This window comes from Micromonospora sp. NPDC092111, from assembly GCF_044755745.1.
Lineage (GTDB): Bacteria > Actinomycetota > Actinomycetes > Mycobacteriales > Micromonosporaceae > Micromonospora.
Genome location: NZ_JBIVRQ010000001.1, coordinates 231,343 through 257,154 on the forward strand (window position 1 = coordinate 231,343; position 25,812 = coordinate 257,154).

Here is a 25,812-nt window from a genome sequence, read left to right on the forward strand (position 1 = left end):
GCCGTCACCCGCCGCCCTCCTGATTCCCGGAGCACACCGGCCCGGCATTCAGGCGGCGGAGCGGTCGGCCGGTGGGGCCCCGGCGCGGCGGTCGGACCGCCGCGCCGGGGGTCGGACAGGGTCAGGCCGGGGAGCAGGTCGGCGTGCCGGTGGGACCGTTGCCGGTGCCCTGGAAGCCGAACTCGGTGCTGCCGCCCGCACCGACGGTGCCGTTGTAGCTGACGTTACGGAAGGTGACGCTGCCGGACGTCCCGCTGCTCTGCGCGCTCCAGGTGTTGGTGATCAGGGTGCCCGAGGGCAGCGTCAGGCCGACGACCCAGCCGCTGAGCCCGGCGGACCCGGCGGTGATCCGCACCGTGGCCACGAAACCGCCGGTCCAGGAGTTGAGCGAGACCGACGCCGTGCAGCCGCCGTTGCCGGGCGGCGGGGTCGTCGGCGGGGCGGTCGTCGGCGGCGGGGTGGTGGGCGGGGTGGTGGTGGGCGGGGTGGTGGTCGGCGGCGTCGTGGTCGGCGGGGTGGTGGTGCCGCCCTCGTTGAGGGCGCTCAGGGTCGAGGTGTACGCCGCCTTCTTGTTGCCGCTATTGTCGAAGAGCAGCGGCGTGCCGCTGGCCCGCCACGAGTCGGAGTCCCGGATGCCCCAGACGGTGATGCCGGTGCAGCGGGCGATGGCCAGGCAGGCCCGCACCACGCGGGAGTAGTTGTCGGCCTGGGTGGAGCCGGAGCCCTCGATGTCCAGCTCGGTGATCTGCACGTCGAGGCCGAGGTTGACGAAGCGCTGGAGGTTGGCCTGGTAGTCCGACGGCACCGGCGAGGCGCTGTTGAAGTGCGACTGGAAGCCGACGCAGTCGATCGGCACGCCACGGGACTTGAAGTCCTGCACCATGGCGTACACCGCGTTGCTCTTGGCGTTCTGCCCGTCGGTGTTGTAGTCGTTGTAGCAGAGCTTCGCGCCCGGGTCGGCGGCCCGCGCGGCACGGAACGCCGCCTCGATCCAGTCGTTGCCGGTGCGCTGGAGGTTGGAGTCACGCCGGGCGCCGGTGCCGCCGTCGGCGAACGCCTCGTTCACCACGTCCCAGGCGTAGATCTTGCCCTTGTAGTGGGTCGCCACCTGGGTGACGTGGTTGAGCATCGCGGAGCGCAGGGTGCTGCCGCTGAGGTTCTGCGCCCAGCCGGGCTGCTGGGAGTGCCAGGCCAGGGCGTGCCCCCGGACCCGCATGCCGTTGGCCTGGGCGTGGCTGACCAGCCGGTCGCCGTTGGTGTAGTTGAACTGGCCCTGGTTCGGTTCGGTGGCGTCCCACTTCATCTCGTTCTCGGCGGTCACCATGTTGAACTCGCGGTTCAGGATGCCCACGTAGACGGAGTCGGAGAGCTTGTTCACCGCCACGGCGGTGCCGAAGTAGCGTCCCTTCTCGGCGGCCGAGGCCCCGAGTGTCGTCCCGGCGCTGGCGCTGGAGGCGATGGCGACGGTGGTGCCGACGGCGACGACGCCCGCGGCGATCGAGACCAGTGCGGCGCGCAGCCGCGGTGCTGTCGTCCGACGCCCGCTGCCGCGGGCGGACACGTGGTTCATGGCAGACGCCTTTCGAAGAACGGGTGGATGGGTGCCCCGCCCCGACCGTCGCCCGATGCGGTGGCCGGCCCGGGGAGGCGGCGTGGTCGCCCGGAGGCCACGCCGCCCTGTGCCGTCGCTCGGCCGCCACCGCAGAGGTCGAGGGGTTACGGGCGTGACGCTATCGAAACATCTCCGAAAGTTCAACGAATGTCGATGCCCGGAGTTCGCCGGGAAGCGGACGCCGGACGGCGGCGACCGTCCGACCCACCGCCGGAAGCTCGACGGAAGCCTGCTGGGCAGTACGGATTCCGGGCCGATCCCACCGGTGGGCGGGAATGCCGCCGTCTCATCCTGCGGGAGGCGCGGCCGACCCGTCGGCACCCCGGCCGCCGTCGGCCGCCCCAGCCCGGGGCCGGGCGGGGCAGCACCGTCGAAAGTTTCGAGAGCGCTCCGGGAAGCAGCCCGCCGGCGCGGTCACCCCCGGGCCACCCCGCCCGCCCCGTCCGCCGGCTGCGCCAGGTAGCCGCTGGCCTGGAGTTCGAACAGCTCCCGGTACGGCCCGTCGGCCACCATCAACTCGTCGTGGTTGCCCTGCTGCACCAGCCGGCCGTGGTCCATCACGAAGATCTGGTCGGCGTGCCGGACGTTGGCCAGCCGGTGGGTGATCAGCACGACCGTCCGGTCGGGACGGCGGCGCAAGTGCTGGAAGAGCGCGTGCTCGGCGCGGGCGTCCAGGGCGGCCGACGGCTCGTCGCAGATCAGCAGCCGGGCGTCCCGGTAGAGGCCCCGGGCGGCGACGAGCCGCTGCCACTGCCCGCCGGAGAGGTCGTGGCCGTTCTTGAACTCCCGGTCGAGCAGGGTGTCGTAGCCGAACGGCAGCCCGTCGATCATGTCGTGCGCGGCGGCGGCCCGGGCGGCGTCCTCGACGGTCGGCCCGGCCGCGCCCGGGGGTCGGTCGTGCCGGCCGATCCGGATGTTCTGCCCGGCGGTGAAGGGGAACTTCCACCAGTCCTGGGTCATCACCGCCACCTGGGCGGCGGTCTGCGCCGGGTCCAACTCGGCGACGTCGACGTCGTCCCAGCGGATCACCCCGCCGGTGGGCCGGTAGAGGCCGGCGATCAGCTTGGCCAGGGTGGTCTTGCCGGAGCCGTTCTCGCCGACCAGCGCGACCACCTCGCCCCGGCGGACGGTGAGGCTGACCTCGTCCACGGCCGGGGTGTCGGTGTCCGGGTAGCGGAGGGTGACCCGGTCCAGCTCGATGGTCTCGAACCCGGCGGCGGTCCGCCCCCGGCCGGCGGTGATGCGGTCCCGGGCCCGGTCGAGAAAGTCCTGGTAGTCCTGGTAGTAGAGGGCGTCCTCATAGAGGTTGTTGGTGGCGTAGACGGCGACGCCGAGGCTGGACCGGGCCGACTGGAGGGCGAGCAGGGCGGTCGCGGCGGCGGCCAGCGCGACCACGCCGGTGAGCAGCAACCCGCCGAGCACCGCGTAGACCGCGAAGGCGGCGACCCCGCCGACGGACATGCCGACCGCCCGGGTGGTGCTCTGCGCGCGGGCCAACCGGAGCAGGGCGGCGGTCTCGACGGTCATCATCCGGCGGAACTCGGCGAGCAGGAAGTCCCGCATCTGGTACGCCCGGACCTCGGCGGCGGTGTGCCGGTTGGCCATCAGATGGGCCAGCATCCACATCCGGCGACGGCGGGTGATCCGGGCCAGCATGGCGAGGTACTGCCGGCGGGCCATCTTCACTGCGGTGACCGCCTCGGGCACGGCGGCGAGCAGCAGGCAGGGCAGCAGCACCGGCTGGATGACGGTCACCGCCGCGGCGGTGGCCAGCACGCCGACCACGCCGGTGAGCAGGGTGACGGTGTGGTCGACGATGGACGCCGCCTCGGCCATCCCCCGGTCGCGTACCCGGTCCATCTCCTCGGCGAAACCGGCGTCGTCGAAGGCGGCCAACTCGACCGCCGTGGTGGTCTCGAACAGGCGCAGCTCCACCGCGTAGTTGATCTGCGGGAGCAGCCGGGCCTGCGCCCACCCGGCGGTGACGGTCAGCGCGCCCTTCGCGGTCACCGCCGCCGCGGCCAGGCCCAGCGCGGGCAGCGCGGCGCGCACCCGGTCCGGCGTCGGACCGGCGGCGAACAACTCGCGCAGCACACCGGTGGTGGCGAGCAGCCCGAGGGTGGTCATCACCCCGGCGGCGAGGTTGAGGCCGATCGCGGCGAGGGTGTCGCGGCGGTTGGTCGCCCAGGCCAGGGCGACCGCCTCGCGCACCAGGTGGGGCAGTCGGCGGGCCACCGCGCGGAAGCTGGTGTGCGCGAACTCGGTGGCATGGTGCATCCAGCCGCCGTCCTCCAGCTCCGGCAGGTCCAGCTCGTCGGCGTCGGCGGGCGCGCCGTCCGCCGGGGCCGAGCGGCGCGGGCCGATCACCGTCGCCATGGGGCCTCCCGGGTCCAGGGGCAGGGCACGGGCGAGCCTACTGTCGGCGACGATGCCGTGTCTCCCCGTGACGGGCGTGTCGTACGCCTGTCGCAACGGCGTGTCGCCGACCACCCTGCGGGACGGCTCCGCCGCGTCGCGTCGCACGGCCGGGCGCCGGGTGGCAGGCTGGACGCGAGCCGCCGGCGCGCCGCGCGGGGCGCCGACGAACCGTCGTGAAGGAGAAGATCGACCCGATGGCTGCGAGTGTGACCACCACCGACGAATGGCAGGCGCTGTGCAAGCACGCCGAGACGATGCGCGGCACCCACCTGCGGGACCTGTTCGCGGCCGACCGGCAACGGGGTGAGCGGCTCACCGGCGACCTCGCCGACCTGCACGTCGACTACAGCAAGAACCTCGTCACCGACGAGACGCTGGGCCTGCTCACCGCGCTCGCCGAGCGGGTCGGCCTGACCGGCCGGATCGCCGCCATGTTCGCCGGGGAGCACATCAACTCCACCGAGGACCGGGCGGTGCTGCACACCGCGCTGCGGCTGCCCCGCGACGCCACGCTGACCGTGGACGGCCAGGACGTGGTGGCCGACGTGCACCGGGTGCTGGACCGGATGGCCGGGTTCAGCCAACGGGTCCGCTCCGGGCAGTGGCGCGGGCACACCGGCGAGCGGATCACCACCGTGGTCAACATCGGCATCGGCGGCTCGGACCTCGGGCCGGTGATGGCGTACGAGGCGCTCAAGGCGTACCGGGACGCCGGGATCACCTGCCGGTTCGTGTCCAACATCGACCCGACCGACGTCCACGACAAGACCCACGACCTGGACCCGGCGACCACGCTGTTCGTGGTGGTCTCGAAGACCTTTTCCACCCAGGAGACGCTGGCCAACGCCGAGCAGGCGAAGACCTGGCTGCTGTCGGGGCTGGACGCCGACGACGACGCGGCGATCGCGAAGCACTTCGTCGCGGTGAGCACCAACGCCCACCGGGTCGCCGACTTCGGCATCGACCCGGAGAACATGTTCGGCTTCTGGGACTGGGTGGGCGGCCGGTACTCGCTGCCGTCGGCGGTCGGGCTGTCGGTGATGCTGGCGATCGGGCCGGACCGGTTCCGGGAGCTGCTGGCCGGCTACCACGCCGTCGACGAGCACTTCCGCACCACGCCGGTGGCGCGCAACGTGCCGGCGCTGCTGGGGTTGCTCAACGTCTGGTACACCGACTTCCTCGGCGCGCAGACCCACGCCGTGCTGCCGTACTCGCAGTACCTGCACCGGTTCCCGGCCTACCTGCAGCAGCTCACCATGGAGAGCAACGGCAAGTCGGTGACGCTGGACGGCACCCCGGTCGACTACCAGACCGGTGAGATCTTCTGGGGCGAGCCGGGCACCAACGGCCAGCACGCCTTCTACCAGCTCATCCACCAGGGCACCCGGCTGGTCCCGGCGGACTTCATCGGGTTCAGCCAGCCCAACCACGACCTGGGCCAGATGCACGACCTGTTCATGTCGAACTTCTTCGCGCAGACCGCCGCGCTGGCGTTCGGCCGGACGAGGGAGCAGGTCGAGGCGGAGGGCACGAAGGCCGACGTGGTGGCGCACCGGGTGATGCCGGGCAACCACCCGACCACCTCGATCATCGCGCCGAAGCTGACCCCGTCCACGCTGGGCCAGTTGATCGCCCTGTACGAGCACGTCGTCTTCACCGAGGGCGCGGTCTGGGACATCAACTCGTTCGACCAGTGGGGCGTGGAGCTGGGCAAGGTGATGGCGAACCAGCTCGCGCCGAAGCTCACCGGCGACGCGCCGGACCTGTCCGACGTGGACTCGTCCACCTCCGCGCTGATCCGCCGCTACCGGCAGGAGCGCGGCCGGGCCTGAGGGATCCGCGCGGCCGGCCGCCGGGCCCGGCCGGCTCAGGCGAGAGCGGTGACCAGGGCCGAGGCGTCCAGGGTGGACGGACGGTCACTGACCTGCCCGTCGCCGATCTCGACCAGCCGCCACACCCCGTCGGCCCGGCGGGCCAGGTCGGCGGTGACGAAGGGTAGGCCCAGCGCCGCGACCACGGCCGCGGGCAGGTCGGCGTCGACGGGGGCGGCGGGCAGCGCGTCCGGGGTGTCCGGGTGTGCACCGGTCAGCACGCACCGGCCGTCCACCCACCAGGTGCGTACCTCGGCGGCGTCGAGGCGTTCGAAGCGGCGCAGCACGAAGCCGCCGGTGAAGTCGTCGTCGCGCAGCTCCCGCAGCCGGGTCGCCACCCGCCAGGCGGCGTCGGCGTCGGCCAGGTCAGGCACGAAGCACGCCTCGGCCCAGTGGTGCTTGGCGGACTTCGTCCAGTCCCGCAGCACCGCCGGGCCGGTGCCCAGCTCCGCCCTGGCCCGGTCGAAGTCGGCGCGGGCGGCCCCGACCGTCCAGCGGGACTCGGGGGTGATCGCCGCCGCGGCGTCGTACCAGCCGGGCAGCTCGTGGGCGCGGCGGTACTGCGCGACGCCGGTACGCAGGACCACGTCCCGGGCGCGCAGCGCCTCGGCGAAGCCGGCGTACGCGGCGGCGGAGAGCATCCAGCCCCGGTAGACGGCGTCGGCGGCGGCCGGCACGGCGGCGACCGCCCGGGCGAGGTCCCCTGCGCCGGCGAGGGCATCGTGGTCGACGACGGCGACCGGGTGCCCGGCCTCCCGGGCGGCCCGCGCCTCCGGGGCGAAGTGCGGGTCCGGACGACGGGGCCGCAGCGGATCGGCCGGGACGATCAACAACATCCCCGCATCCTGCCCCACCGCCGTGACGTGGTGATCTGCACCTCGGCCCAGGGTTTCGCCGGGCCGACTGATGGAGACTTTCCCCTGGTACCGACAAAGGGGGAGACCGTGTCCGACACCGACCGCCCGCAGCAACGCACCCGGGCCGCCGTGCCCGCCGGGGTGACCGATCCGCTCCTGTGGCGGCTCGCCCTGGACGTCATCGAGGCGCACCACCCGGACCGGACCGGGCACTGCGACAGCCTGCTCTGCGACCGCCAGGAATGGCCGTGCGACGCCACGCGCAACGCCCACCGGGCACTGACCCTGGCCGGCGACGCGACGGAGCAGGACGGCGACGACCGACGGGCCGGGCCGGACGAGACGCTGCCGGGCCTGCCGCAACGCCGGTCCCGGACCGCCGCCGAGGCGGCCTGACCCCGCCCCCGCGCCGACCCGCACGCCGGGCGGCCGACGCATCATGCCGACGGGCCGACGCGGCCACGCGGGACACAACCACACCGAGACCCGCACGCCCGGCGGCCGACGCACCGGGCCGACGCGGCGATACGGCCACCCCGACCCGCACGCCCGGCGGCCGACGCGCCGGGGCGGCCGGGGGGCATGTCACGAGGAACCGACGCGGGTCCCCCGCGACATGCGCGGCCGTCACATCGGTCAGCCCAGCCGCTTGGCGGAGCGGATGGCGGCGGCCAGGTTCTCCAGCAGCGGGGCCGCGCCGGCGTACGAGAAGCGCGGCACCGCGTCCCACGGGGTGACCTGGTTGGCCTTCACCGCCGGCAACTGCGCCCAGGTGGGCTTGGCCGCGAGGTCCTTGGGCTGCAACGCGGTGGAGCGGTTGTCCAGCAGGATCAGGTCGGCCGGGAACTTGCCGGCGTTCTCCCAGCTCAGCGCCTCGAAGTAGTCGCCCGCTTCGAGCTTGGTCGGCACCACGATGTCGACGCCGAGCTCGGCGAAGTACATCAGGTCGGTGCTGACCTTCGGGTTGGAGACGTAGAACAGGTCGGGGCTGCCGGAGGAGGCCATCACCCGGATGCCCGGGTTCGCCCTGACCGCCGCCCGGACCTGCTCGGCGGCGGCCTCGAAGCGGGCCTTGGCGTCGGTGACCCGCTTCGCGGTCAGGTCCGCGCCGAGGGAGCGGGCCAGTTCGGCGTAGCGCTCGATCGGGCGGGTCATCGGCACCCGGGCGGTGGTGACCGCGACGCTCGGCGCCAACTGGAGGATCTTGTCGCGGCTCTCGTCCGGGACGTACCAGAGGGCGTCGGGGTCGTACATGTGGGTGACCAGCAGCTCGGGGCGCAACGCGGCGTACTTCTCCACGTTGAACTCGCCCCACACGTTGCCGAGCACGGTCACCCGGTCGACGTCGAGGTCACCGGCCTGCGGGTCGCGGGAGCCGTCGGCGCGGGTGGTCTCCCCGAAGACGCCGACGATCTGCGAGTCGAGTCCGAAATCGATCAGGGCGGCGGCCACCCCGGTGAAGGCGACCACCCGGGTCGGCGGGGTGGCCGCGTCGATCTTTCGGGGGCGGTCGTCGGTGAAGCTCCAGGGGCCGGAGGAGCCCTTGCCGGTGGGCTTCGACGGGTCGTCCCCGCCACCGCAGGCGGCGAGGAGGGCGGTCAGGGCGGCACCGCCACCGGCGGCGAGCAGGCCCCGGCGGGAGAGTCGGGGTGAGGACGAGGAAGGCAGCATGTGACGTCTTTCGATCAGGCCCGGACCGCGATGATCCGCGACGGCTGGGTTAGGTTAACCTAACCTAATTACCTGTCAACAGGCCGTGCGCCGTTTCTCGCCATCCTGGAGCCGACACTGTCCGTCACCATCTCCCCACCCGCCGCCCGGTCGGTCGCGACGGCGTCCCGCCGCCGCAACGGCGTCCGGGCCGCCGGGCTCGGCACCGGCCTGCTGCTGCTCGCCGGGGTCGCGGTGCTCAGCATCGCGGTGGGCGCGAAGCAGCTCTCCCCCGTCGAGGTCTGGCAGGGCCTGGTCTCCGCCGCCTCCCCCGACCACGCCGTGGTACGGCAGATGCGGCTGCCCCGTACCCTGCTCGGCCTGCTCGCCGGTGCCGCCCTCGGCCTGGCCGGGGCGCTCATGCAGGCGCTCACCCGCAACCCGCTGGCCGACCCGGGCCTACTCGGCATCAACGCCGGCGCGTCCGCCGCCGTCGCCACCGCCACCGCGCTGCTCGGCGTCGCCACCGTCCAGGGCTGGATCTGGTTCGCCCTGCTCGGGGCGGTCGTCGTCACCGTGGCGGTGCACGCCGTCGGCGGCGGTCGGCAGGCCACCCCGGAACGGCTCGCCCTGGCCGGGGCCGCGCTCAACGCGGTGCTCTACTCGTACGTCAGCGCGATGATGCTGCTCGACGCCGCCTCGCTGGACCGGCTGCGGTTCTGGACCGTCGGCTCACTGGCCACCGCCGACTTCGGCACCGTCCGTACCGTCGCGCCGTTCATCCTGGCCGGCCTGCTGGTCGGCCTGGCCACCGCCCGCCCACTCAACGCGCTGGGCCTCGGCGACGACGCGGCGCGGGCACTCGGCGCCCGGCCCGCCCTGATCCGTGCCGCCACCGTCACCGGGATCACCCTGCTCTGCGGCGCGGCCACCGCCGCCTGCGGCCCGATCGTCTTCGTCGGCCTGCTGGTGCCGCACCTAGTCCGCGCCCTCACCGGACCGGACCTGCGCTGGCTGCTGCCGTACTCGGCGGTGCTCGCGCCGGTGCTGCTGCTCGGTGCCGACGTGCTCGGCCGGGTGCTGGGCCGACCCGGCGAACTCCAGGTCGGACTGGTCACCGCGGTGCTCGGCGGCCCGCTCTTCCTGCGTCTGGTGGCCCGGCGATGAGCGTCCTGCGGCTGGGTGGCCGTTCGCTGCGCTGGCGGGGCCGATCGCTGGCGGTCGGCGGGCTGGTCACCGCCGTCGGGCTCGCCCTGGGCGTGCTCGCGATCGGCGGCGGCGACTACCCGATGAGCCCCGCCGACGTGCTGCGCACCCTCACCGGCGGCGGCAGCCCCGCCGAGGATTTCATCGTCGGCGAGCTACGCCTGCCCCGGCTGGTCACCGCGCTCGGCGTGGGGGCCGCCCTGGCGCTGTCCGGCGCGGTCCTGCAGTCGCTGCTCCGCAACCCGTTGGGCAGCCCGGACGTGCTCGGCATCACCCAGGGCGCGGCCACCGGCGCGCTGGTCGTGGTGGTGGTCGGCGGCGGCAGCCTGCTGCTGTCCGGCGCGGCGCTGGCCGGCGGGCTCGCCACCGGCCTGCTGCTGTGGGCGGTGGCCGGACGGCACGGCCTGCACGGGTACCGGCTGGTGCTGGTCGGCATCGGCACCACCGCGATCCTCACCGGCGTCAACGGCTGGCTGCTCACCCGGGCACCCCTGATGGACGCCGCCCGGGCCGTGCTCTGGCTCACCGGCAGCCTGGACGGACGCGGCTGGGCGCAGGCCGTTCCGCTGCTCGCCGTGCTGGCGGTGCTGGCCCCGGTGGTGCTCGGCTGCGGCCGGGCGCTGGCGATGGTCGAACTGGGCGACGACACCGCCACCGCGCTCGGCGTGCCGGTGAGCCGGGTCCGGCAGGTGCTGCTCGGCGCGACGGTGCTGCTCGCCGCCGTCGGCGCGGCCGCCGCCGGGCCGGTCTCCTTCGTCGCCCTGGTCGCCCCGCACCTGGCCCGCCGGCTCACCCGGGCACCCGGCCCGAACCTGGCCGCCGCCACCGTCGTCGGGGCGGTGCTGCTGCTCGCCGCCGACCTGGTGGCGCAGCGGGCGGTCACCGGCCACCAACTGCCGGTCGGCGTGGTCACCGGGCTGATCGGCGGGGCGTACCTGGTGTGGCTGCTCACCGCGCGGCGACGTGCGGGACGGATCTGAGGAGGACGCGTGACGGAGGAAAGTCGGCTGGGCGGGGTCGGGCTGACCCTGGCCTACGAGCGGCGGATCGTGGCACAGCAACTGACGGTCGCGGTGCCGGACCGGTCGTTCACCGTGGTCATCGGCCCGAACGCCTGCGGCAAGTCGACCCTGCTGCGGGCCCTGGCCCGGACCCTGCGTCCGGCGGCCGGCACGGTGCTGCTGGACGGCCGGGACATCCACGCCCTGCCGTCCCGGGCGGTGGCCCGCACCCTCGGCCTGCTGCCGCAGTCGTCGGTCGCGCCGGACGGCATCACCGTGTCCGACCTGGTCGCCCGGGGCCGCTACCCGCACCAGGGACTGCTGCGCCAGTGGTCGCCCGAGGACGAACGGGTGGTGGCGGAGTCGATGGCCGCCACCGGCGTCGGCGAGCTGGCCGACCGGGCGGTCGACGAACTCTCCGGCGGGCAGCGGCAGCGGGTCTGGATCGCGATGGCGCTGGCCCAGCAGACGTCCCTGCTGTTGCTCGACGAGCCCACCACCTATCTGGACATCGCCCACCAGATCGAGGTCCTCGACCTGTGCGCCCGGCTGCACGAGGAGCAGGGCCGCACCCTGGTCGCGGTGCTGCACGACCTGCACCACGCGGCCCGCTACGCCACCCACCTGATCGCCATGCGCGACGGCCGGGTGGTGGCCGAGGGCGACCCGCGCGAGGTGGTCACCGCCGCGCTCGTCGAGGAGGTCTTCGGGCTGCCCTGCCGGATCGTGGCGGACCCGGAGACCGGCACCCCGCTGGTCGTCCCCCGGTCCCGCCGCGGCCGTCAGTTCGGGGAGGTGAGCGCGGTGTAGTCGGCCGCGGTCAACGGGCCGGACGACAGCGAGCCGTCGGCCCGGGGCACGCCCAGCGGCCGGCCGCGCAGCAGGAACGACACCCCGGCCACGTCGGAACGGCCGTCCAGGGTGCAGACGATCTGCCCGTACGCCAGCACCTCGTCGCTGCGGCCGGAGTCCACCTCCGACGGGGCCACGTCCACCTCGGCCCGCCCGTCGACCAGCCGGGCCCCGGTCGCGCTCAGCGCCCCCGGCAGGGCGGTGCCGAGGCCGGCGTGCCGTTCCGCCGCCGTGGGACCCGCCAGCAGCCGGCGGAGCTGCACGTCCACCCCGCCGGGATCGTCGACCTGCCGGACCACCCGGACCAGCCGGTCGCCACGGACCAGGCAGAACTCCTGCGCCACCCGGCCCGCCGGGGTGCTCACCGTCGGAGCGGCGGGCGGGCCGAACGGCGGCTCGACGGCCCGGGGCTGCTCGTCGACGGGCACCCCGCACCCGGCGAGCAGCAGCACCGCCAGCAGGACCGCCCGCGTCCCGCCCCCGGTGCGCGGCCGGCGGATCCCGTCCCCCCGGCGGGGCCGGGTCACGGCCGGCTCCCCGGCAGCTCCACCCGGAACCGGGCGCCGCCGCCGGGCCGGTCGCCGACCGAGGCCCGGCCACCGTGCGCGGCGGCGTGCTGGGCGACCAGCGCCAGCCCCAACCCGGTGCCGTCGCCGGCGGCCCGGTCGTGCGCGGCCCGCCCCCGGACGAACCGGTCGAAGACCACCTCACGGTCGGCCACCGGCACCCCGGGGCCCGCGTCGTCGACCTCCACCACCCCGACACCGTCCGACACCCACAGGCGTACCTCGACCGGTCCGCCGCCGTAGCGCACCGCGTTGTCCAACAGGTTGACCAGCAGTTGCTCGAAGCGGCGGGGATCCACCGACCAGCCGCCCGGCGCGGGCGGCCCGGACCGTACCAGCGACTCGGGCAGCTCCCGCCCCCGACACACCCCACGGGCCGCCGCCGCCACGTCGACCTCCTGCCGCTGCGCGGGCCGGTCGCTGCGGGCCAGCTCGATCAGGTCGTTGACCAACTGCTGGAACCGGATGATCTCCTCGCTGACCAGGCCGGCGGCGGTCGCGGTCCGGTCGTCCAGCCGGTCCCGGCGGCGGGTCAGCACGCTCGCCGCCGCGGCAAGGGTCTGCAACGGCGAGCGCAGCTCGTGGGCGACGTCGGCGGCGAACCGGCGATCCCGCTCGATCCGCTCCGCCACCTGGTCGACCATCCGGTTGAAGGAGGTGGAGAGGCGGGCCAAGTCCGGGTCGGTGCCCGGGGCCAGCCGGGCGGTGACGTCCCCCGCCGCGATCTTCTCGGCCGCGTCGGCCACCGCCGTCAACGGGCGCAGCCCGTGCCGGGTGGCGTACCAGCCCAGGGCCGCCCCGGAGCCGGCCACGGTGACCGCCACCACGGTCAGCGCGAGCGCCAGCACCTGGAAGGTCTGTTCCAGCTCCCGCAGCGAGGTGATCTCGTAGTAGCCGGTCGATGCCGACAGCGGCACCCCCACCAGCAGCACCGGCTGCCCGTCGAGCCGGACCCGCTGCACCCCCGGGTCACCGGCGGCCACCATCGCCATCAGCCCGGCCGGCACCCCGCCGGTCGGCCCCTCGTCGGCGGTCCGCGCGTACCACCTCCCGTCGCGGTGGACCAGCGCCCGGCGACTGCCGCCGGTGTCCAGCGTGCGCAGCACCTCGTAGACGTCCGGGACCTCGGTGTCCAGGCCGGTCCGCACCACCGCCGCGTCGAAGTACGCCGCCCGCAGCGCGGTCCGTTCCCGCTCGTCCAGCAGCGACCGGCGCACCAGCTCGTACGAGATCAGCGCCATCAGGGCCGACAGCAGCAGCGCCCCGACCGCGAACGCGGCGGTGACCCGGGCCCGCAGGCCGAGCCGCCTCATCGCTGGAGCTTGTAGCCGAGGCCGCGCAGGGTGACCAGGTGCCGGGGGCTGGCCGGGTCGGCCTCGATCTTCTGCCGCAGCCGTCCCACGTGCACGTCGACCAGCCGTTCGTCGCCGGTCTGGTAGCCCCACACCCGGCTGAGCAACTGCTGCCGGGACAGCACCCGGCCGGCGTGCTCGGCCAGCTCGCACAGCAGCCGGAACTCGGTCCGGGTCACCGGCACCCGCCGGCCGTCCCGGCGGACCTCGCCGGCCTCCGGACTGATCTCCAGGCCGCCGAAGGTCAGCACCGGCACCGGCACGGACGCCGTCCGACCCCGGCGGCGCAGGGCCCGCAGCCGGGCCGAGAGTTCCTTGATGGCGACCGGCTTCACCAGGTAGTCGTCCGCCCCGGCCTCCAGGGCGGCGACGATATCGTGGGTGTCGTCGCGGGCGCTGACCACCACGATCGGCACGTCGTCGTCGCGGCGCAACTGCCGGATGCACTCGAACCCGTCGAGGCCGGGCAGCATCAGGTCCACCAGGACGTAGTCCGCGCAGTCCTGCCGCTGCGCCCGCAACCCCTCCTCCGCGGTGGCCGCCCCGCGCGCCAGGTAGCCCTCGTCCTCCAGGGCCAGCAGCAGCGCCAGACGGATCCGGTCGTCGTCCTCGATCACCAGTACGCCGGCCATCGGCAAATCGTGCCCGGCGCAGGGCGCGCCTGACCAACCACCTCCGCCGTACGCGGGATTTGTCACGCAACTGTCATCCGTCCGCACGACGGCCGCCAACCGGGCCTCGCAGGCTGGGGACCGGCCAGCGAACCGGAAGGAGGCCGATCGTGGGAGCGTCCCGCCCGCAGTGCACCGTTCCGCTGGTGGAGGTGTGCATCACCGACGACCTGCACCTGGCCTCGCTGCCCCGGTCCCGGCAGGTCTTCGAGCAGCTCCTCGGCCTGCGCCCGGCGCACGTGGTGGTGGACCTCTCCGACTGCCGGCACCTCGACGCCGCCGCCGTGGGGCTGCTGCTCGACGTGCACCGGCAACTGGTCCGCCACGGTGGCGTGCTGACCCTGCGCGACCCCAGCGTCCCGGCCCTGCGGGTGCTGCGCGCCGCCCGGGTGTCCCGGGTGCTGCCCATGGTCACCACACCCCGCGCCCTGCCGGCGGGCGGCGGGCAGGTCCCGTCCGCCGCCCGCCGGTGGGCCGCCCCCACGGAGATCAGGGAGCACGTCCGGTGAGCGCCACCGGCATCGCCGCCGCCGTCGTCGTCGGGCTGGTCGTCGGCACGCTGGGCCGGCTCGCCGGTCCCGGCCGGCAGCGGGTGCCGGTCTGGCTCACCCTGGCCGTCGGCCTGACGGCCGCGCTGCTCGGCGCCATCGTCAGCCGGCTGGTCGGCATCGACAGCGACGGCTACACCCTGCGCCAGTTGATCGTGCAGGTCGGTCTCGCCGGCGTCGGCGTGGCCCTGGTGGTCGGCACCGCCGGCCACCGTTCCGAGCCCTGACCACCCGATCGTCGTGGTTCGGCGCGCGGTGTGTCCGGTCAACCACCGCGCGCCGGGCCGCGACCCGGACCCGGCCCGCCGCGCCACGAGGAGGAGAGCGATGACCGTCGTACCGGACGATCCGCTGATGACGCTGATCTGCGACTGCTGCGGCACGGTGACCAGCGGCCCGGCCTGCGTGCTGCCCGACGCCGAGGTGGTCTGGACGTTCGTCGCCGAGCAGGGCTGGACCGGCTCCCCCTTCGCCACCGGCCCGCATCGCTGCCCACGCTGCGAACTGGCCCCCGAGCCGCCACCGGTGACCGGCCGCGCGCCGCGCCGCACCGACACCCTCGGCGTGCTCGGGGTCGAGCACCTCGACGAGGTGGTGGTCGTCACCGCCACCGGTGACCTGGACATCGCCACCGGGGGCGACCTGCACGGCGCGCTGACCCGGGCGGTGCACGCCGACCGGCACGTGGTGGTCGACCTGGCCCGGGTGCACCTGATCGACTCCACCGCGCTCGGGGTGCTGGTCCGGGCCCGGCAGGAGGCCCGACAGCGCGGCCGGCGGCTCAGCCTCGCCGGACCGTCCCGGTTCGTCCGCACCGTGCTGCACACCATGCGGCTGGACCGGGTCTTCCCGGTCTTCGACAACCGCCGGGACGCGGTGAGCTGGTCCCGGTCCACCGCCGTCGAGCGGCCCCGAGAGAGGAGCACGGCACCGTGATGCACTGGCCGATGCCCGACGACAACTGGTTCCGCCCGGAGCCCGACCCGCCCGCGCCGCCCGGCGACGACGTCGGCCTCGCCGCCGAGGTGGCGTACCGGATCGTCGGGGGCGTCGGGCCCCGGGCCCGGCAGATCTCGGTCCGGGTGCAGAACCGGGTGGTCATCCTCGGCGGCACCGTGCCCGACGTGGACACCCGCAAGCTGGCCGGGAGGGTCGCCTGGGAGGTGCCCGGCGTGGCCGACGTCTGCAACGCGCTGCGACTGTCCGCACCGCGCTGAACCCTGGCCGGGTCCCGCCCGAGCGGGGCGGCGGCGCGGCCCGACCGGGCGGCGGCTCAGCCGTGACCGGGCGGCGGGACGGCGGCCTGGGCGGGCGGCTGCGGACCGAACGCGGTGAGGAACCGGTCCCGGAAGGTGTCCATCCGCCACACCGGCGCGTCCGGTCCGGGGCGCAGCCCCTCCTGCCAGCCCCAGCCGGCGGTCCGGGCCAGCACCGCCGGGTCGCGGGCGACGACGGTGACCGGCACGTCCCGGCTGGCGTCCTCCCCGGTGACCACCGGCGAGGGCTGGTGGTCACCGAGGAAGACCAGCACCAGATCGTCGTCGCCGTACCTCTCCAGGTAGGAGATCAGGCTGTTCAGCGAGTACTCGACGGCCCGGCGGTAGCCGGTGCGCACCTCGGTGGTGCTCCGCCCCACCACGTCCTTCGGGTTGGCCGCCACCGAGGTGGGCCGGCGGTAGATCGAGCCGTCACCGACGTGGTCCCAGTCGAGCATCCGGGGAATCGCCGCCCACGGGGAGTGGCTGGAGATCAGCGGGATCTCCGCCATGATCGGGGCGTGGCCGGGGGTGGCCCGTTCCCGGCGCTGGAAGGTGGACAGGGTGTACTGGTCGGGCATCGGGGCGTAGCTGAACCGCGGGCCACGGTAGTCCAGCCCCGCCGCGTCGTGGTAACGGTCGTAGCCGAAGAACGCCCCCTCCGGCCAGGGCGCGGTGGCCGCCGGCATCACCCCGACCGTCTGCCAGCCGGCCCGGCGGAACGCCCCGTTGAGGGTGAGCCGGTCGCTGGCCAGCAGGCTGTCGTGCCGCTGCTGGTTGTCGATCCAGACCCCGGAGAGCAGGGTGTCGTGGGCCAGCCAGCTCCCGCCGCCGGCGGTGGGCGAGGTGAGGAAGCCGCTGCGGGCGGTGAACCCGGCGGCGGCCAGCCGTCGGGTGCCCCCGTCCAGCACCGCGCCGACCTGGGGGGCGAACTCCGGATCCTCGACCGCGTCCCGGCCGTAGCTCTCCACGAAGGCCAGCACCACGTCCTTGCCGCGCAGCGCGGTGAGCAACTGGTCGCCGGGGGTGTCCCGGAAGGCGTCCTCGGCGACCTCGGCGGCGAACGTGGCCCGGTCCCGCAGCCCCGCACCGACCTGGCCCACGTGCCGCCCGACCAGGGCGGACGTCCCCGAGTCGGCGGCCGGCACGCCGATCGACGCGGCGGCGACCCAGAGCGCGGTGAGCCCCGCGACCACCCGGACGGCGACCCGCTCCCGCCGGGCCGCCACCCGGGTCAGCCGCAGCACCGCCCGGGTGGTCAGCACCAGCAGCGCGACCACCAGGGCGACCAGCGCCACGGCGGCGGCCACCGCGCCGGCCCGGCCCACCGCGTCGGTGACGAAGGCGTACCCGTCGTCCAGCAGCACCCAGTCGAGCACCAGGTCGAACGGGCGGGCCAGGCTGGCGGACATGCCCATGTCGAGCACCTTGACGATGGCGACCAGCCCCAGCGCCACCCCGACGGTCACCGCCGCCAGCCGCCGTACCCGGCCACGCAGGGCCAGCAGCACCGCGGCGGCCACCAGCCCCTCGACCGGGACCCGCAGGAACGCGGCGGGGGTGAGCCGGTCGAGCCGGTCCGGCGCGGTCAGCGCCGCCAGGACCACCAGCCCGGCCAGCACGGTGGCCACCCGGGCCGGAACGGCGCGTGGCCGCCGCCCGTTCGCCAGCCAGGAGATGCCGGCCCACCTGGCCCGGGGGGCGGACCCGGGGGCGGCGGCACCGGCCGGATCGGGCCCGCCGGGCGGCGGGGTCACCGGAGGCGGGGCGGTCCGGTCTCCGGCCGCCGTGGCCCGGCGGCGCAGGCGCGACAGCAACGACACTCCGAGGTCCCTTCCTGGAAGGTTCCCGGGCGGCAGCACCGCCCGGCGTGGACGGTACGACTCAGACCGGCTGGTGCACGGCGAACGGCCGCTCGGCGACCACCTCGGCCCGGGGCCGGGCCGGCGGGACGGGCACCGGGACCGGGGGCTGGGCGGCCCGGGTCGGCCGGTGCCACCAGAGCCAGCCCACGTCGTGGCCGAACGACTCGACCAGCAGCGCCAGCGACACCGCCGCCACGACGGCCGCCACCGGGCGGGGCAGCGCCTCGGCGGCGGCCGTCAGCAGCAGCACACCCTGCGCGGCGGCGACCACCTTGCGCCAGTAGCGCGGCGGCAGCGTCCCCCGCATCCAGGGCAGCAGCCAGCCCGCCGCGACGAAGGCGTACCGCAGGCCGCCGATGGCCAGCACCCACGGCCCGACGGCCGGTGCCACGTGGACGCTGAGCACCAGGATGAGGAAGGCGTCCACCTCCATGTCGAAGCGGGCGCCGAGGGTGCTGACCGTGCCGGTGCGCCGGGCCACCCAGCCGTCCACCGCGTCCAGGGCCAGCGCCACCGCGGTTAGCGGGACCAGCACGGCCAGCGGGGCCGCCCCGCCGAGACCGGCCACCACCAGCGCGGTCACCCCACCGACCAGCACCGCCCGGGCCAGGGTCACCCGGTCCGCCGGCCCCAGCCGGGTGGCGCCGCGCCGACGCAGGCCGCGGTCGAGCGCGGCGCAGGTGACGATTCCGTACCCGATGCCGGCCAGCAGGCCGGCGACGTCGAGCCCGACGGTCGCGGCCAGCCCGGCCAGCAGCACGGTCTGGGCGGTCAGGCCGACCACCGGACCGGTTCGAACCCTGGACACCCTGCCTCCGTGATTATGATCGATGACCTCGGCAGTGGTTACGCAGCGCGCGGCCGTTCGGTTCGGTCCGCCGGCAGATGAGGAGAAAACCGCGTGATCCGCGACGCCCGCGCCTTCTGGCTTCGCTCCCCCGGAGTCGGCGAGCTACGGTCAGTGACCGTACCCGCGCCCGGCCCCGACGAGGTGCTGGTACGCAGCGTGTTCTCCGGGGTGAGCCGGGGCACCGAGACGCTGGTCTTCACCGGCAACGTGCCGCAGAGCCAGTTCGCGGCGATGCGCGCCCCGTTCCAGGAGGGCGACTTCCCCGCCCCGGTCAAGTACGGCTACCTCAACGTCGGCGTGGTCGAGGCCGGTCCGCCGGCCCTGCGCGGACGGACGGTGTTCTGCCTCTATCCACACCAGAGCGCGTACGTCGTGCCGGCGGCGGCGGTGACCCCGGTGCCGGACGGCGTGCCGGCGGCCCGCGCGGTGCTGGCTGGCACGGTGGAGACGGCGGTCAACGCGCTCTGGGACGCCGCGCCGCTGGTCGGTGACCGGGTCAGCGTGGTCGGCGGCGGCATGGTCGGGTGCAGCGTCGCGGCGCTGCTGGCCCGCTTCCCCGGCGTCCGGGTCGAACTGGTCGACGCCGATCCGGCTCGGGCGGTGGTCGCCGCCGCGCTCGGCGTCGACTTCGCCGTGCCGGCGGCGGCGACCGGCGGGCGGGACCTGGTGGTGCACGCCAGCGCCACCGGCGCCGGGTTGCAGCGCAGCCTGGACCTGCTCGCCCCGGAGGGCACCGTAGTGGAGCTGAGCTGGTACGGCGACCGGCCGGTCCAGGTGAGTCTGGGCGGGGCGTTCCACTCGGGCCGGCTGACCGTGCGCAGCAGCCAGGTCGGCACGGTCTCCCCGGCGCGGGCCTCCCGGCGGAGCTTCGCCGACCGGCTGGCGCTGGCCCTGGAACTGCTCGCCGACCCGGCGTTCGACGCGCTGCTGACCGGGCGTTCGCGCTTCGCGGAGCTGCCCGACGTGTTCGACCGACTGGCCGCGGGGAGCCTCCCCGCGCTGTGCCATCTGATCACCTACGACGGGGAGTGACGCCGTGTTCAGCGTGACGGTACGGGACCACATCATGATCGCCCACAGCTTCCGGGGGGAGGTCTTCGGCCCGGCGCAGAAGCTGCACGGGGCGACCTTCGTCGTCGACGCCACCTTCCGCCGTCCCGACCTGGACGCCGACGGCATCGTGGTGGACATCGGCCGGGCCACCGAGGAGCTGAAGGCGGTGCTGGCCGACCTGACCTACCGGAACCTGGACGACGAGCCGGCGTTCGCCGGGCAGAACACCACCACCGAGGTGCTGTGCCGGGCGATCGCCGACCGGCTCGCCGAGCGGGCGCACGCCGGCGGGCTGGGCGCGGGGGCCCGGGAGTTGACCGGGATCACGGTGACCCTGCACGAGTCACACATCGCCTGGGCCAGCTACGAGCGGTCACTGTAGACCGTGCGGGCGGTGCACGTCGTCCTGCCGGGCGACATCGACGACCCGGCCGCCCCGAGCGGCGGCAACACGTACGACCGGCGGGTCTGCGCCGGGCTCACGGCGGCCGGCTGGACGGTGCGCGAGCACGGCGTACCCGGACAGTGGCCGCACCCCGACGAGCCGGCGCGGGCCCACCTGGCCGGGGTGCTCGCGGCCCTGCCGGACGGCGCGGTGGTGCTGCTCGACGGGCTGGTCGCCTCAGCCGTGCCGGAGCTGCTGGCCGGGCAGGCCGGCCGGCTGCGGCAGGTGGTGCTGGTGCACATGCCGCTCGACGACGACGCCGAGGCGGCTGCCCTGGCCCACGCCGACGCGGTCGTCACCACCAGCGGCTGGACCCGGGACCGGCTGCTGGCCCGGTACCGGCTCGACCCGGCCCGGGTCCGGGTGGCCACCCCCGGTGTCGACCCGGCCGACCCGGCCCCGGGCACGGCGGCCGGCACCGGGCTGCTCTGCGTCGCGGCGGCCACCCCGCCCAAGGGGCACGACGTGCTGCTCGACGCCCTCACCGGGCTCGCCGACCGGCCCTGGACGCTGGACTTCGTGGGGTCACTCGACCGGGACCCGGCGTTCGTGGCCGGGCTGCGCCGGCGGGTCGAACGGAACGGGCTGGCCGGGCGGGTGCGCTGGCACGGGCCGCTGACCGGGCCGGCGCTGGACGCCGCGTACGCGGGGGCGGACCTGCTGGTGCTGGCCTCCCACGCCGAGACCTACGGGATGGTGGTCACCGAGGCCCTGGCCCGGGGCGTCCCGGTGCTGGCCAGCACGGTCGGCGGACTGCCCGAGGCGCTGGGCCGGTGCGCCGACGGCACGGCCCCCGGCGTGCTGGTGCCGCCGGGTGACCCGGTGGCCCTGGCCGGCGCGCTGCGCCGCTGGCTGCACTCGGCCGACCTGCGCGACCGGCTGCGCCGGGCGGCCCGGGACCGGCGCGCCGACCTGGCCGGCTGGCCGGAAACCACGACCGTGATCTCCCAGGTGCTGGACGGAGTGCGCCCATGACCAGGTACCCGACCGGTCCGTTCGCCGACTGGCTGCGGCTGCGGGAACCCGCCGACGCCGACGCCCGCTGCGGCGAACTGGTCGACCGGCTGCGCGACCGGCTCACCGGCGACCGGCCGCTGGTCGTGCACGACCTGGGCAGCGGCACCGGCTCGATGCTGCGCTGGCTGGCCCCACGGTTGCCCGGCCCGCAGCGCTGGGTGCTGCACGACCGGGACCCGGGCCTGCTGGCCCGGGCCGGCGCGGCGGTGCCGGTCGCCGCCGACGGCAGCCCGGTGGAGGTGACCACCCGGGAGGGCGACATCACCCGGCTGACCGCCGCCGACCTGGCCGGTGCCGGACTGGTCACCGCGTCGGCGCTGCTGGACATGCTCGGCGCCGCCGAGATCGCGCGGATCGTGGCCGCCTGCGCGGGCGCCGGCTGCCCGAGCCTGTTCGTGCTCTCGGTGGTCGGCCGGGTGACGCTCACGCCGGCCGACCCGCTCGACGCCGAGGTCGCCGCCGCCTTCGACGACCACCAGCGGCGGACCGTCGACGGCCGCCGGCTGCTCGGCCCGGACGCCGCCGGGGCGGCCGTCGCCGAGTTCCGCCGGCACGGGAGGCCGGTCACCGTCCGGCCGAGCCCGTGGCGGCTCGGGCCGGACCGGGCGGCGCTGACCGTCGAGTGGTTCGACGGCTGGCTCGACGCGGCCGTCGCGCAGCGCCCCGACCTGGCCGACCGGACGGCCGGGTACGCCCGGCGCCGGCGGGCCGACGCGGCGGCCGGTCAGCTCACCGTCACCGTCGGCCACGAGGACCTGCTGGCCGGGGCGGAATGAACCGTGCCGCCGGCCGGTACGTGGAGTAGGGGGGAGATCTTCCGAGGAGGAACCACGTGCCACAGGATGCCGGCGACACCCGCGCCCGGTCGGCCTGGCCCTGGGTGCGCAACCTGGGCGGGGTGGCCCTGGTCGCGGTCCTGCTGTGGTGGCTGGGCACCGGCCCGGCCCTGGACGGGCTGCGCCGCATCGACACCCCGGCGGTGCTGGCCGCGCTGGCGCTGGGCGCGCTGGCCACGGTCTGCTGCGCGTGGCGGTGGCGGCTGGTCGCCGAGGGGCTCGGCGTCCGGCTGCCGCTGGGCCCGGCGGTGGCGCACTGCTACCGGGCGGTCTTCCTCAACGCGACCCTGCCCGGTGGGGTGGTCGGCGACGTGCACCGGGCGGTACGGCACGGGCGGGACGCCGGTGACCTGGGCCGGGCCGTCCGGGCGGTGGTCTGGGAGCGGACCGCCGGCCAGCTCGTCCAGGTGGCGCTCGCGGCGGTGCTGCTGCTGGCCCTGCCGTCGCCGGTGCGGCCGTACCTGCCGGTGGCGACGGCGGTGACCGTGGCGGTGGTGGTCGCGGCGCTGGTGGCGGTGCGGACGCTGCCCCGGTCGGGGCCGTCCCGGCGGGCCCGGGCGCTGCGCGCCGCCGCCGCCGACCTGCGGGCCGGGCTGCTGGGCCGGCGCACCGGGCCGGGCGTGCTGGTGGCCTCGGTGGTGGTGGTCGGCTGCCACCTGGCCACCTTCGTGGTGGCGGCCCGGGTCGCCGGGGCCACCGCGCCGCTGACCGTGCTGGTGCCGCTGACCCTGCTGGCGTTGCTGGCGATGGGGCTGCCCGCCAACGTGGCGGGTTTCGGCCCGCGCGAGGGGGCCGCCGCGTGGGCGTTCGGGGCCGCCGGCCTGGGCGCCGCCCAGGGGGTGTCCACCGCCCTGGTGTACGGGGCCCTGGTGCTGGTCGCCGCCCTACCGGGCGCGGCCGTGCTGGTCGTGCGGGGTCGCCCGGCCCCGCTGCGGGCGCGACCCGGGAACCGTACGGTGAGGAACCAGGGGGGTTCCTCACCGACACCCGCTGCCGGGCTGGCCGGCAGCGCCTGACGGAGGAGACACATGTACGAGGCACTGCCGGTCGCGACGGTCCGCACGCAGGTCACGGTCCCGCTCCAGTTCCCCGACGGGTACGCCACGACAGCCCGAGTCTTCTCGTTCGACGGGCTGGTGGACGGCCGGGAGCACCTGGCGTTCGGGCTGGGCGACTGGACGGGCGCGCTGCGCCGGCACGCGGCGGGCGGGGAGGCCCCGCTGGTCCGCCCGCACAGCGAGTGCCTGACCGGGGACGTCTTCGGCAGCCAGCGCTGCGACTGCGGCCCGCAACTGCGGGAGGCGGTCCAGCGGATCACCGAGGCGGGCGGGTTCCTGCTCTACCTGCGGCAGGAGGGACGCGGTATCGGCCTCTACCCGAAGCTGGACGCGTACGCGCTGCAGGACGCCGGGCTGGACACCTACCAGGCGAACGTGGCCCTCGGGCACGGTGAGGACGAGCGGGACTACCGGGCCGCCGCGCAGATGCTGGCGGTGCTGGGCGTGCCGGCGCTGGTGCTGCTCAGCAGCAACCCGGACAAGGCCGAGCAGTTGGGCCGGCTCGGCGTGACGGTGGCCGAGGTGGTGCCGACCGGGGTGTTCCTGTCCCCCGCCAACGCCGACTACCTGGCGGCGAAGGCGAGCCGGGCCGCGGTCCGGGCCGTCGACCTGCCGTCGCTGAACTGAGATGGCTGTCGTACCGGCCGGGACGGCCGGCACCTCGGTCCCGACGCCGACCGGGCGGCCGTACGTGCTGCTGAGCTGTGCCACGTCCATCGACGGGTACATCGACGACGCGACCGAGCAGCGGCTGCTGCTGTCCAACGCCGAGGACATGGACCGGATCGACGCGGTCCGGGCCGGCTGCGACGCGATCCTGGTCGGCGCGGGCACCATCCGGGCGGACGACCCACGGCTGGTGGTCCGCTCGGAGCGGCTTCGGGCCGCCCGGCAGGCCGCCGGGTTGCCGCCGTCGCCGGTGAAGGTGACGCTGACCGCCCGGGGGCTGCTGGACCCGGCGTCCCGGTTCTTCACCGTCGGCGACGCCGAGAAGATCGTCTACTGCGCCGGCCCGGCGGTGGCGAAGACCGCCGAACTGCTCGCCGGGGTGGCCACCGTGGTCGACGCGGGCGACCCGCTGGACCCGGCCCGCGCCCTGGCCGACCTCGCCGGCCGGGGGGTGCGGCGGCTGATGGTGGAGGGCGGCGCGACGGTGCACGCCCAGTTCCTCACCGCCGGGCACGCCGACGAGCTGCACCTGGTGGTCGCCCCGTTCTTCGTCGGTGACCGGCGGGCTCCCCGGTTCGTCGGCGACGGCGCGTTCCCGTGGCATCCGGGCCGGCGCGCCCGGGTGGCCGAGGTACGCCAGATCGGCGACGTGGTGCTGGTGCGCTACGCCCTCTCGGAGCGCTGCGTCGACGGCTGAGGGTGCACCGGCCGGCGGGTCCGTGCGTACCATCCGACCGAGACGCCGGCCCGGTTCACTACGCTGTGTCGTAGCGGGCCGGACGGCACGGACGAGGGGTGGGCGTGGTGGATTCGGACGACGCACAGGTCACCCGGTGGGCGCTGGCCGCCGGCCGGGGCGATCCGCAGGCGCTGGCCGCGTTCGTCCGGGGCACCCAGGAGCAGACCTGGCGGTTCCTGCACCACCTGCTCGCCGACGCGGAGACCGACGACCTGGTGCAGGAGACCTACCTGCGGGCGATGCGGGCGATGCCCCGGTTCGCCGGCCGCTCCTCGGCCCGCACCTGGCTGTTCAGCATCGCCCGGCGGGTCGCCGCCGACCACCTGCGGGCCCGCCGGGCCCGCCCGACGGCCACGGTGCCGCCGGGCTGGGACCCGCCGGCCGCCGGACGGTTCGAGAACGGGGTGGCACTGGACCTGCTGCTGCGGGACCTGCCCGCCGAGCGTCGGGAGGCGTTCGTCGCCACCCAGGTGCTCGGCCTGTCGTACGCCGAGGCGGCCGAGGTCTGCGACTGCCCGGTCGGCACCATCCGCTCCCGGGTGGCCCGGGCCAGGGACGAGCTGGTGGCCGCGCTGGCGGACCGGCCCGACGGGCCGGCCGAGGTGCCCGGCCGACCGGCGGCGGGCATCGGGCCGGGCCGATGAGCGACCATCCGGCCGGCCGGTGCGAACGGTGGCGCGAGGTCCTGTCCGCCCAGCTCGACGGCGAGGAGACCGGCGCGGAACGGCTCGCGGTCCAGGCCCATCTCGACCGCTGCGGCGAGTGCCGCGCCTGGCAGGACGCCGCCGCCGTGGTGACCCGGCGGGCCCGTACCCGGGTGGTGTCGGCGCTGCCCGACCTGACCGAGTCGATCCTCGCCGCCGTGCCGTCGCCGCGGCCACGGCACGTCGACCGGTGGCGGGGCCGGCTGACCGCCGGCCTGCGGGTGGCGCTGGGCCTGCTCGGCGCGGTCCAGCTCGCCCTCGGGCTGGCCCAGGTCGGCCGGGGCGTCGGCGCGGAGCACCTGCACCAGGCCGGGCAGCACCTGTGGCACGAGTCGGCGGCGTGGAACGTGGCGGTGGGCGCCGGTTTCCTGTTCGTGGCGGTCCGCCGCACGCCGCCCGCCGGGCTGCTGCCGATGCTCAGCGCCTTCGTCGCCACCCTGCTGCTGCTGTCGGTCAACGACCTGGTCACCGCGCAGGTGGCGGTGCCCCGGCTGGTCAGCCACGGGTTCCTGGTCGGCGGTTGGCTGATCACCGTGCTGCTCTCCCGGCTCGGCCCGCGCCCGGACGGCCCCGGGCAGGGGCGGCACACCGGCCGGTCCCGCTGGCGGCTGCGCCTCGACGAGGTCGACGAACCCCGCCGGGCACCGGCGCAGCCGTACGGCGCGCACGCCCACGACCGCCGGGCGGCCTGAGCCGACGGCCGTCGCGCCGAACGG

General features: G+C 75.6%; 26 protein-coding genes and 1 pseudogene. 18 read left to right on the top strand and 9 right to left on the bottom strand.

Translation table 11 applies throughout. The annotated features are described in order from the left end of the window. Positions 1 to 121: 121 nt before the first annotated feature. The gene (locus ACIQG9_RS01030; RefSeq protein WP_400396914.1) at positions 122 to 1,570 is read right to left on the bottom strand and encodes an endo-1,4-beta-xylanase; all 1,449 of its coding nucleotides are present in this window, start codon (positions 1,568 to 1,570) and stop codon (positions 122 to 124) included. A 456-nt stretch (positions 1,571 to 2,026) separates the two neighbouring features. Continuing rightward, entirely contained in the window at positions 2,027 to 3,988 is a 1,962-nt protein-coding gene (locus ACIQG9_RS01035) for an ABC transporter ATP-binding protein (protein ID WP_400396917.1), read from the bottom strand. A gap of 236 nt (positions 3,989 to 4,224) precedes the next feature. Between ACIQG9_RS01035 and pgi the strand changes: the two genes are divergently transcribed. Then, positions 4,225 to 5,862 carry a glucose-6-phosphate isomerase gene (gene pgi / locus ACIQG9_RS01040; protein WP_400396920.1) on the top strand — a complete coding sequence of 546 codons (1,638 nt, stop codon included), beginning with the start codon at positions 4,225 to 4,227 and terminating at the stop codon, positions 5,860 to 5,862. Positions 5,863 to 5,897: 35 nt separating this feature from the next. Here the strand turns inward: pgi and ACIQG9_RS01045 are convergent, their stop codons facing one another. Further along, on the bottom strand, positions 5,898 to 6,737 hold the full coding sequence (locus ACIQG9_RS01045; RefSeq protein WP_400396922.1) for an ATP-grasp domain-containing protein: 840 nt from the start codon (positions 6,735 to 6,737) through the stop codon (positions 5,898 to 5,900). 108 nt (positions 6,738 to 6,845) lie between these two features. On the opposite strand from ACIQG9_RS01045, the gene ACIQG9_RS01050 reads away from it, so the two are divergent. Next, complete coding sequence (locus ACIQG9_RS01050; RefSeq protein WP_400396925.1) at positions 6,846 to 7,154, top strand: hypothetical protein; 309 nt, start codon at positions 6,846 to 6,848, stop codon at positions 7,152 to 7,154. A gap of 240 nt (positions 7,155 to 7,394) precedes the next feature. On the opposite strand, the gene ACIQG9_RS01055 is transcribed toward ACIQG9_RS01050, so the two are convergent. Further along, the gene (locus tag ACIQG9_RS01055; protein WP_400396928.1) at positions 7,395 to 8,429 is read right to left on the bottom strand and encodes an ABC transporter substrate-binding protein; all 1,035 of its coding nucleotides are present in this window, start codon (positions 8,427 to 8,429) and stop codon (positions 7,395 to 7,397) included. Positions 8,430 to 8,501: 72 nt separating this feature from the next. Here ACIQG9_RS01055 and ACIQG9_RS01060 point away from each other — a divergent pair, with 72 nt between their 5' ends. From ACIQG9_RS01060 to ACIQG9_RS01070, 3 genes are read left to right on the top strand one after another with little or no spacing between them, the layout of a single operon-like run. Continuing rightward, on the top strand, positions 8,502 to 9,575 hold the full coding sequence (locus ACIQG9_RS01060) for a FecCD family ABC transporter permease (protein ID WP_400398749.1): 1,074 nt from the start codon (positions 8,502 to 8,504) through the stop codon (positions 9,573 to 9,575). Then, positions 9,572 to 10,594: a FecCD family ABC transporter permease gene (locus ACIQG9_RS01065; protein ID WP_400396931.1), complete on the top strand. Its 1,023-nt coding sequence runs from the start codon at positions 9,572 to 9,574 to the stop codon at positions 10,592 to 10,594. The genes ACIQG9_RS01060 and ACIQG9_RS01065 overlap by 4 nt, the downstream gene beginning before the upstream one ends. Before the next feature lie 42 nt (positions 10,595 to 10,636). Then, positions 10,637 to 11,425, top strand: a complete 789-nt coding sequence (locus ACIQG9_RS01070) for an ABC transporter ATP-binding protein (protein ID WP_400398750.1) — start codon at positions 10,637 to 10,639, stop codon at positions 11,423 to 11,425. Here ACIQG9_RS01070 and ACIQG9_RS01075 read toward each other — a convergent pair. From ACIQG9_RS01075 to ACIQG9_RS01085, 3 genes are read right to left on the bottom strand one after another with little or no spacing between them, the layout of a single operon-like run. After that, entirely contained in the window at positions 11,398 to 11,967 is a 570-nt protein-coding gene (locus ACIQG9_RS01075; RefSeq protein WP_400398751.1) for a GerMN domain-containing protein, read from the bottom strand. The genes ACIQG9_RS01070 and ACIQG9_RS01075 overlap by 28 nt on opposite strands. A 23-nt stretch (positions 11,968 to 11,990) precedes the next feature. Beyond that, complete coding sequence (locus ACIQG9_RS01080; protein ID WP_400396934.1) at positions 11,991 to 13,346, bottom strand: sensor histidine kinase; 1,356 nt, start codon at positions 13,344 to 13,346, stop codon at positions 11,991 to 11,993. Further along, positions 13,343 to 14,017 carry a response regulator transcription factor gene (locus tag ACIQG9_RS01085; protein ID WP_400396936.1) on the bottom strand — a complete coding sequence of 225 codons (675 nt, stop codon included), beginning with the start codon at positions 14,015 to 14,017 and terminating at the stop codon, positions 13,343 to 13,345. The genes ACIQG9_RS01080 and ACIQG9_RS01085 overlap by 4 nt, the downstream gene beginning before the upstream one ends. A 149-nt stretch (positions 14,018 to 14,166) precedes the next feature. On the opposite strand from ACIQG9_RS01085, the gene ACIQG9_RS01090 reads away from it, so the two are divergent. From ACIQG9_RS01090 to ACIQG9_RS01105, 4 genes are all read left to right on the top strand, one after another. After that, entirely contained in the window at positions 14,167 to 14,565 is a 399-nt protein-coding gene (locus tag ACIQG9_RS01090) for an STAS domain-containing protein (protein WP_400396939.1), read from the top strand. Beyond that, a complete protein-coding gene (locus ACIQG9_RS01095; RefSeq protein WP_400396942.1) occupies positions 14,562 to 14,831 on the top strand; it encodes a GlsB/YeaQ/YmgE family stress response membrane protein in 270 nt (89 codons plus the stop codon). Before ACIQG9_RS01090 ends, ACIQG9_RS01095 begins: the two co-directional genes overlap by 4 nt. A 100-nt stretch (positions 14,832 to 14,931) precedes the next feature. After that, positions 14,932 to 15,540, top strand: coding sequence for an STAS domain-containing protein (locus ACIQG9_RS01100; RefSeq protein WP_400396945.1), 609 nt, complete (start codon positions 14,932 to 14,934; stop codon positions 15,538 to 15,540). Next, positions 15,540 to 15,821: a BON domain-containing protein gene (locus ACIQG9_RS01105; RefSeq protein ID WP_400398752.1), complete on the top strand. Its 282-nt coding sequence runs from the start codon at positions 15,540 to 15,542 to the stop codon at positions 15,819 to 15,821. The genes ACIQG9_RS01100 and ACIQG9_RS01105 overlap by 1 nt, the downstream gene beginning before the upstream one ends. Positions 15,822 to 15,877: 56 nt before the next feature. Here ACIQG9_RS01105 and ACIQG9_RS01110 read toward each other — a convergent pair. Both ACIQG9_RS01110 and ACIQG9_RS01115 read right to left on the bottom strand, forming a co-directional pair. Next, positions 15,878 to 17,635, bottom strand: a pseudogene (locus ACIQG9_RS01110) (sulfatase-like hydrolase/transferase); the annotation flags it as partial. Positions 17,636 to 17,744: 109 nt separating this feature from the next. Next, positions 17,745 to 18,533, bottom strand: coding sequence for a CDP-alcohol phosphatidyltransferase family protein (locus tag ACIQG9_RS01115; RefSeq protein ID WP_400396948.1), 789 nt, complete (start codon positions 18,531 to 18,533; stop codon positions 17,745 to 17,747). A 93-nt stretch (positions 18,534 to 18,626) separates the two neighbouring features. Between ACIQG9_RS01115 and ACIQG9_RS01120 the strand changes: the two genes are divergently transcribed. The 9 genes from ACIQG9_RS01120 (at position 18,627) to ACIQG9_RS01160 (ending at position 25,788) form a co-directional block, all read left to right on the top strand. Further along, a complete protein-coding gene (locus ACIQG9_RS01120) occupies positions 18,627 to 19,607 on the top strand; it encodes a zinc-binding alcohol dehydrogenase (protein WP_400396950.1) in 981 nt (326 codons plus the stop codon). A 4-nt stretch (positions 19,608 to 19,611) separates the two neighbouring features. Next, a complete protein-coding gene (locus ACIQG9_RS01125; protein ID WP_400396953.1) occupies positions 19,612 to 20,010 on the top strand; it encodes a 6-pyruvoyl trahydropterin synthase family protein in 399 nt (132 codons plus the stop codon). Between the two features lie 3 nt (positions 20,011 to 20,013). Next, entirely contained in the window at positions 20,014 to 21,048 is a 1,035-nt protein-coding gene (locus tag ACIQG9_RS01130) for a glycosyltransferase family 4 protein (protein WP_400396956.1), read from the top strand. Next, positions 21,045 to 21,866: a class I SAM-dependent methyltransferase gene (locus ACIQG9_RS01135; protein ID WP_400396959.1), complete on the top strand. Its 822-nt coding sequence runs from the start codon at positions 21,045 to 21,047 to the stop codon at positions 21,864 to 21,866. The genes ACIQG9_RS01130 and ACIQG9_RS01135 overlap by 4 nt, the downstream gene beginning before the upstream one ends. Positions 21,867 to 21,922: 56 nt before the next feature. After that, entirely contained in the window at positions 21,923 to 22,942 is a 1,020-nt protein-coding gene (locus ACIQG9_RS01140) for a lysylphosphatidylglycerol synthase domain-containing protein (RefSeq protein ID WP_400396962.1), read from the top strand. A gap of 12 nt (positions 22,943 to 22,954) precedes the next feature. After that, positions 22,955 to 23,611 carry a GTP cyclohydrolase II gene (gene ribA, locus ACIQG9_RS01145; RefSeq protein WP_400396964.1) on the top strand — a complete coding sequence of 219 codons (657 nt, stop codon included), beginning with the start codon at positions 22,955 to 22,957 and terminating at the stop codon, positions 23,609 to 23,611. A 1-nt stretch (position 23,612) separates the two neighbouring features. Next, positions 23,613 to 24,350 carry a RibD family protein gene (locus ACIQG9_RS01150; RefSeq protein WP_400396967.1) on the top strand — a complete coding sequence of 246 codons (738 nt, stop codon included), beginning with the start codon at positions 23,613 to 23,615 and terminating at the stop codon, positions 24,348 to 24,350. 107 nt (positions 24,351 to 24,457) lie between these two features. Further along, positions 24,458 to 25,036 carry a sigma-70 family RNA polymerase sigma factor gene (locus ACIQG9_RS01155; RefSeq protein WP_400396970.1) on the top strand — a complete coding sequence of 193 codons (579 nt, stop codon included), beginning with the start codon at positions 24,458 to 24,460 and terminating at the stop codon, positions 25,034 to 25,036. Beyond that, positions 25,033 to 25,788 (top strand): zf-HC2 domain-containing protein, encoded by a 756-nt coding sequence (locus ACIQG9_RS01160; protein WP_400396972.1) that lies wholly within the window; start codon positions 25,033 to 25,035, stop codon positions 25,786 to 25,788. The genes ACIQG9_RS01155 and ACIQG9_RS01160 overlap by 4 nt, the downstream gene beginning before the upstream one ends. The last annotated feature ends 24 nt before the right edge of the window (positions 25,789 to 25,812 follow it).

Bases quoted from the DNA above. Each gene is read 5' to 3' on its own strand.
- ACIQG9_RS01030 (WP_400396914.1), bottom strand. From the start codon at position 1,570: ATGAACCACGTGTCCGCCCGCGGCAGCGGGCGTCGGACGACAGCACCG.
- ACIQG9_RS01035 (WP_400396917.1), bottom strand. From the start codon at position 3,988: ATGGCGACGGTGATCGGCCCGCGCCGCTCGGCCCCGGCGGACGGCGCG.
- pgi (WP_400396920.1), top strand. From the start codon at position 4,225: ATGGCTGCGAGTGTGACCACCACCGACGAATGGCAGGCGCTGTGCAAG.
- ACIQG9_RS01045 (WP_400396922.1), bottom strand. From the start codon at position 6,737: ATGTTGTTGATCGTCCCGGCCGATCCGCTGCGGCCCCGTCGTCCGGAC.
- ACIQG9_RS01055 (WP_400396928.1), bottom strand. From the start codon at position 8,429: ATGCTGCCTTCCTCGTCCTCACCCCGACTCTCCCGCCGGGGCCTGCTC.
- ACIQG9_RS01065 (WP_400396931.1), top strand. From the start codon at position 9,572: ATGAGCGTCCTGCGGCTGGGTGGCCGTTCGCTGCGCTGGCGGGGCCGA.
- ACIQG9_RS01080 (WP_400396934.1), bottom strand. From the start codon at position 13,346: ATGAGGCGGCTCGGCCTGCGGGCCCGGGTCACCGCCGCGTTCGCGGTC.
- ACIQG9_RS01085 (WP_400396936.1), bottom strand. From the start codon at position 14,017: ATGGCCGGCGTACTGGTGATCGAGGACGACGACCGGATCCGTCTGGCG.
- ACIQG9_RS01100 (WP_400396945.1), top strand. From the start codon at position 14,932: ATGACCGTCGTACCGGACGATCCGCTGATGACGCTGATCTGCGACTGC.
- ACIQG9_RS01105 (WP_400398752.1), top strand. From the start codon at position 15,540: ATGCACTGGCCGATGCCCGACGACAACTGGTTCCGCCCGGAGCCCGAC.
- ACIQG9_RS01135 (WP_400396959.1), top strand. From the start codon at position 21,045: ATGACCAGGTACCCGACCGGTCCGTTCGCCGACTGGCTGCGGCTGCGG.
- ribA (WP_400396964.1), top strand. From the start codon at position 22,955: ATGTACGAGGCACTGCCGGTCGCGACGGTCCGCACGCAGGTCACGGTC.
- ACIQG9_RS01150 (WP_400396967.1), top strand. From the start codon at position 23,613: ATGGCTGTCGTACCGGCCGGGACGGCCGGCACCTCGGTCCCGACGCCG.
- ACIQG9_RS01160 (WP_400396972.1), top strand. From the start codon at position 25,033: ATGAGCGACCATCCGGCCGGCCGGTGCGAACGGTGGCGCGAGGTCCTG.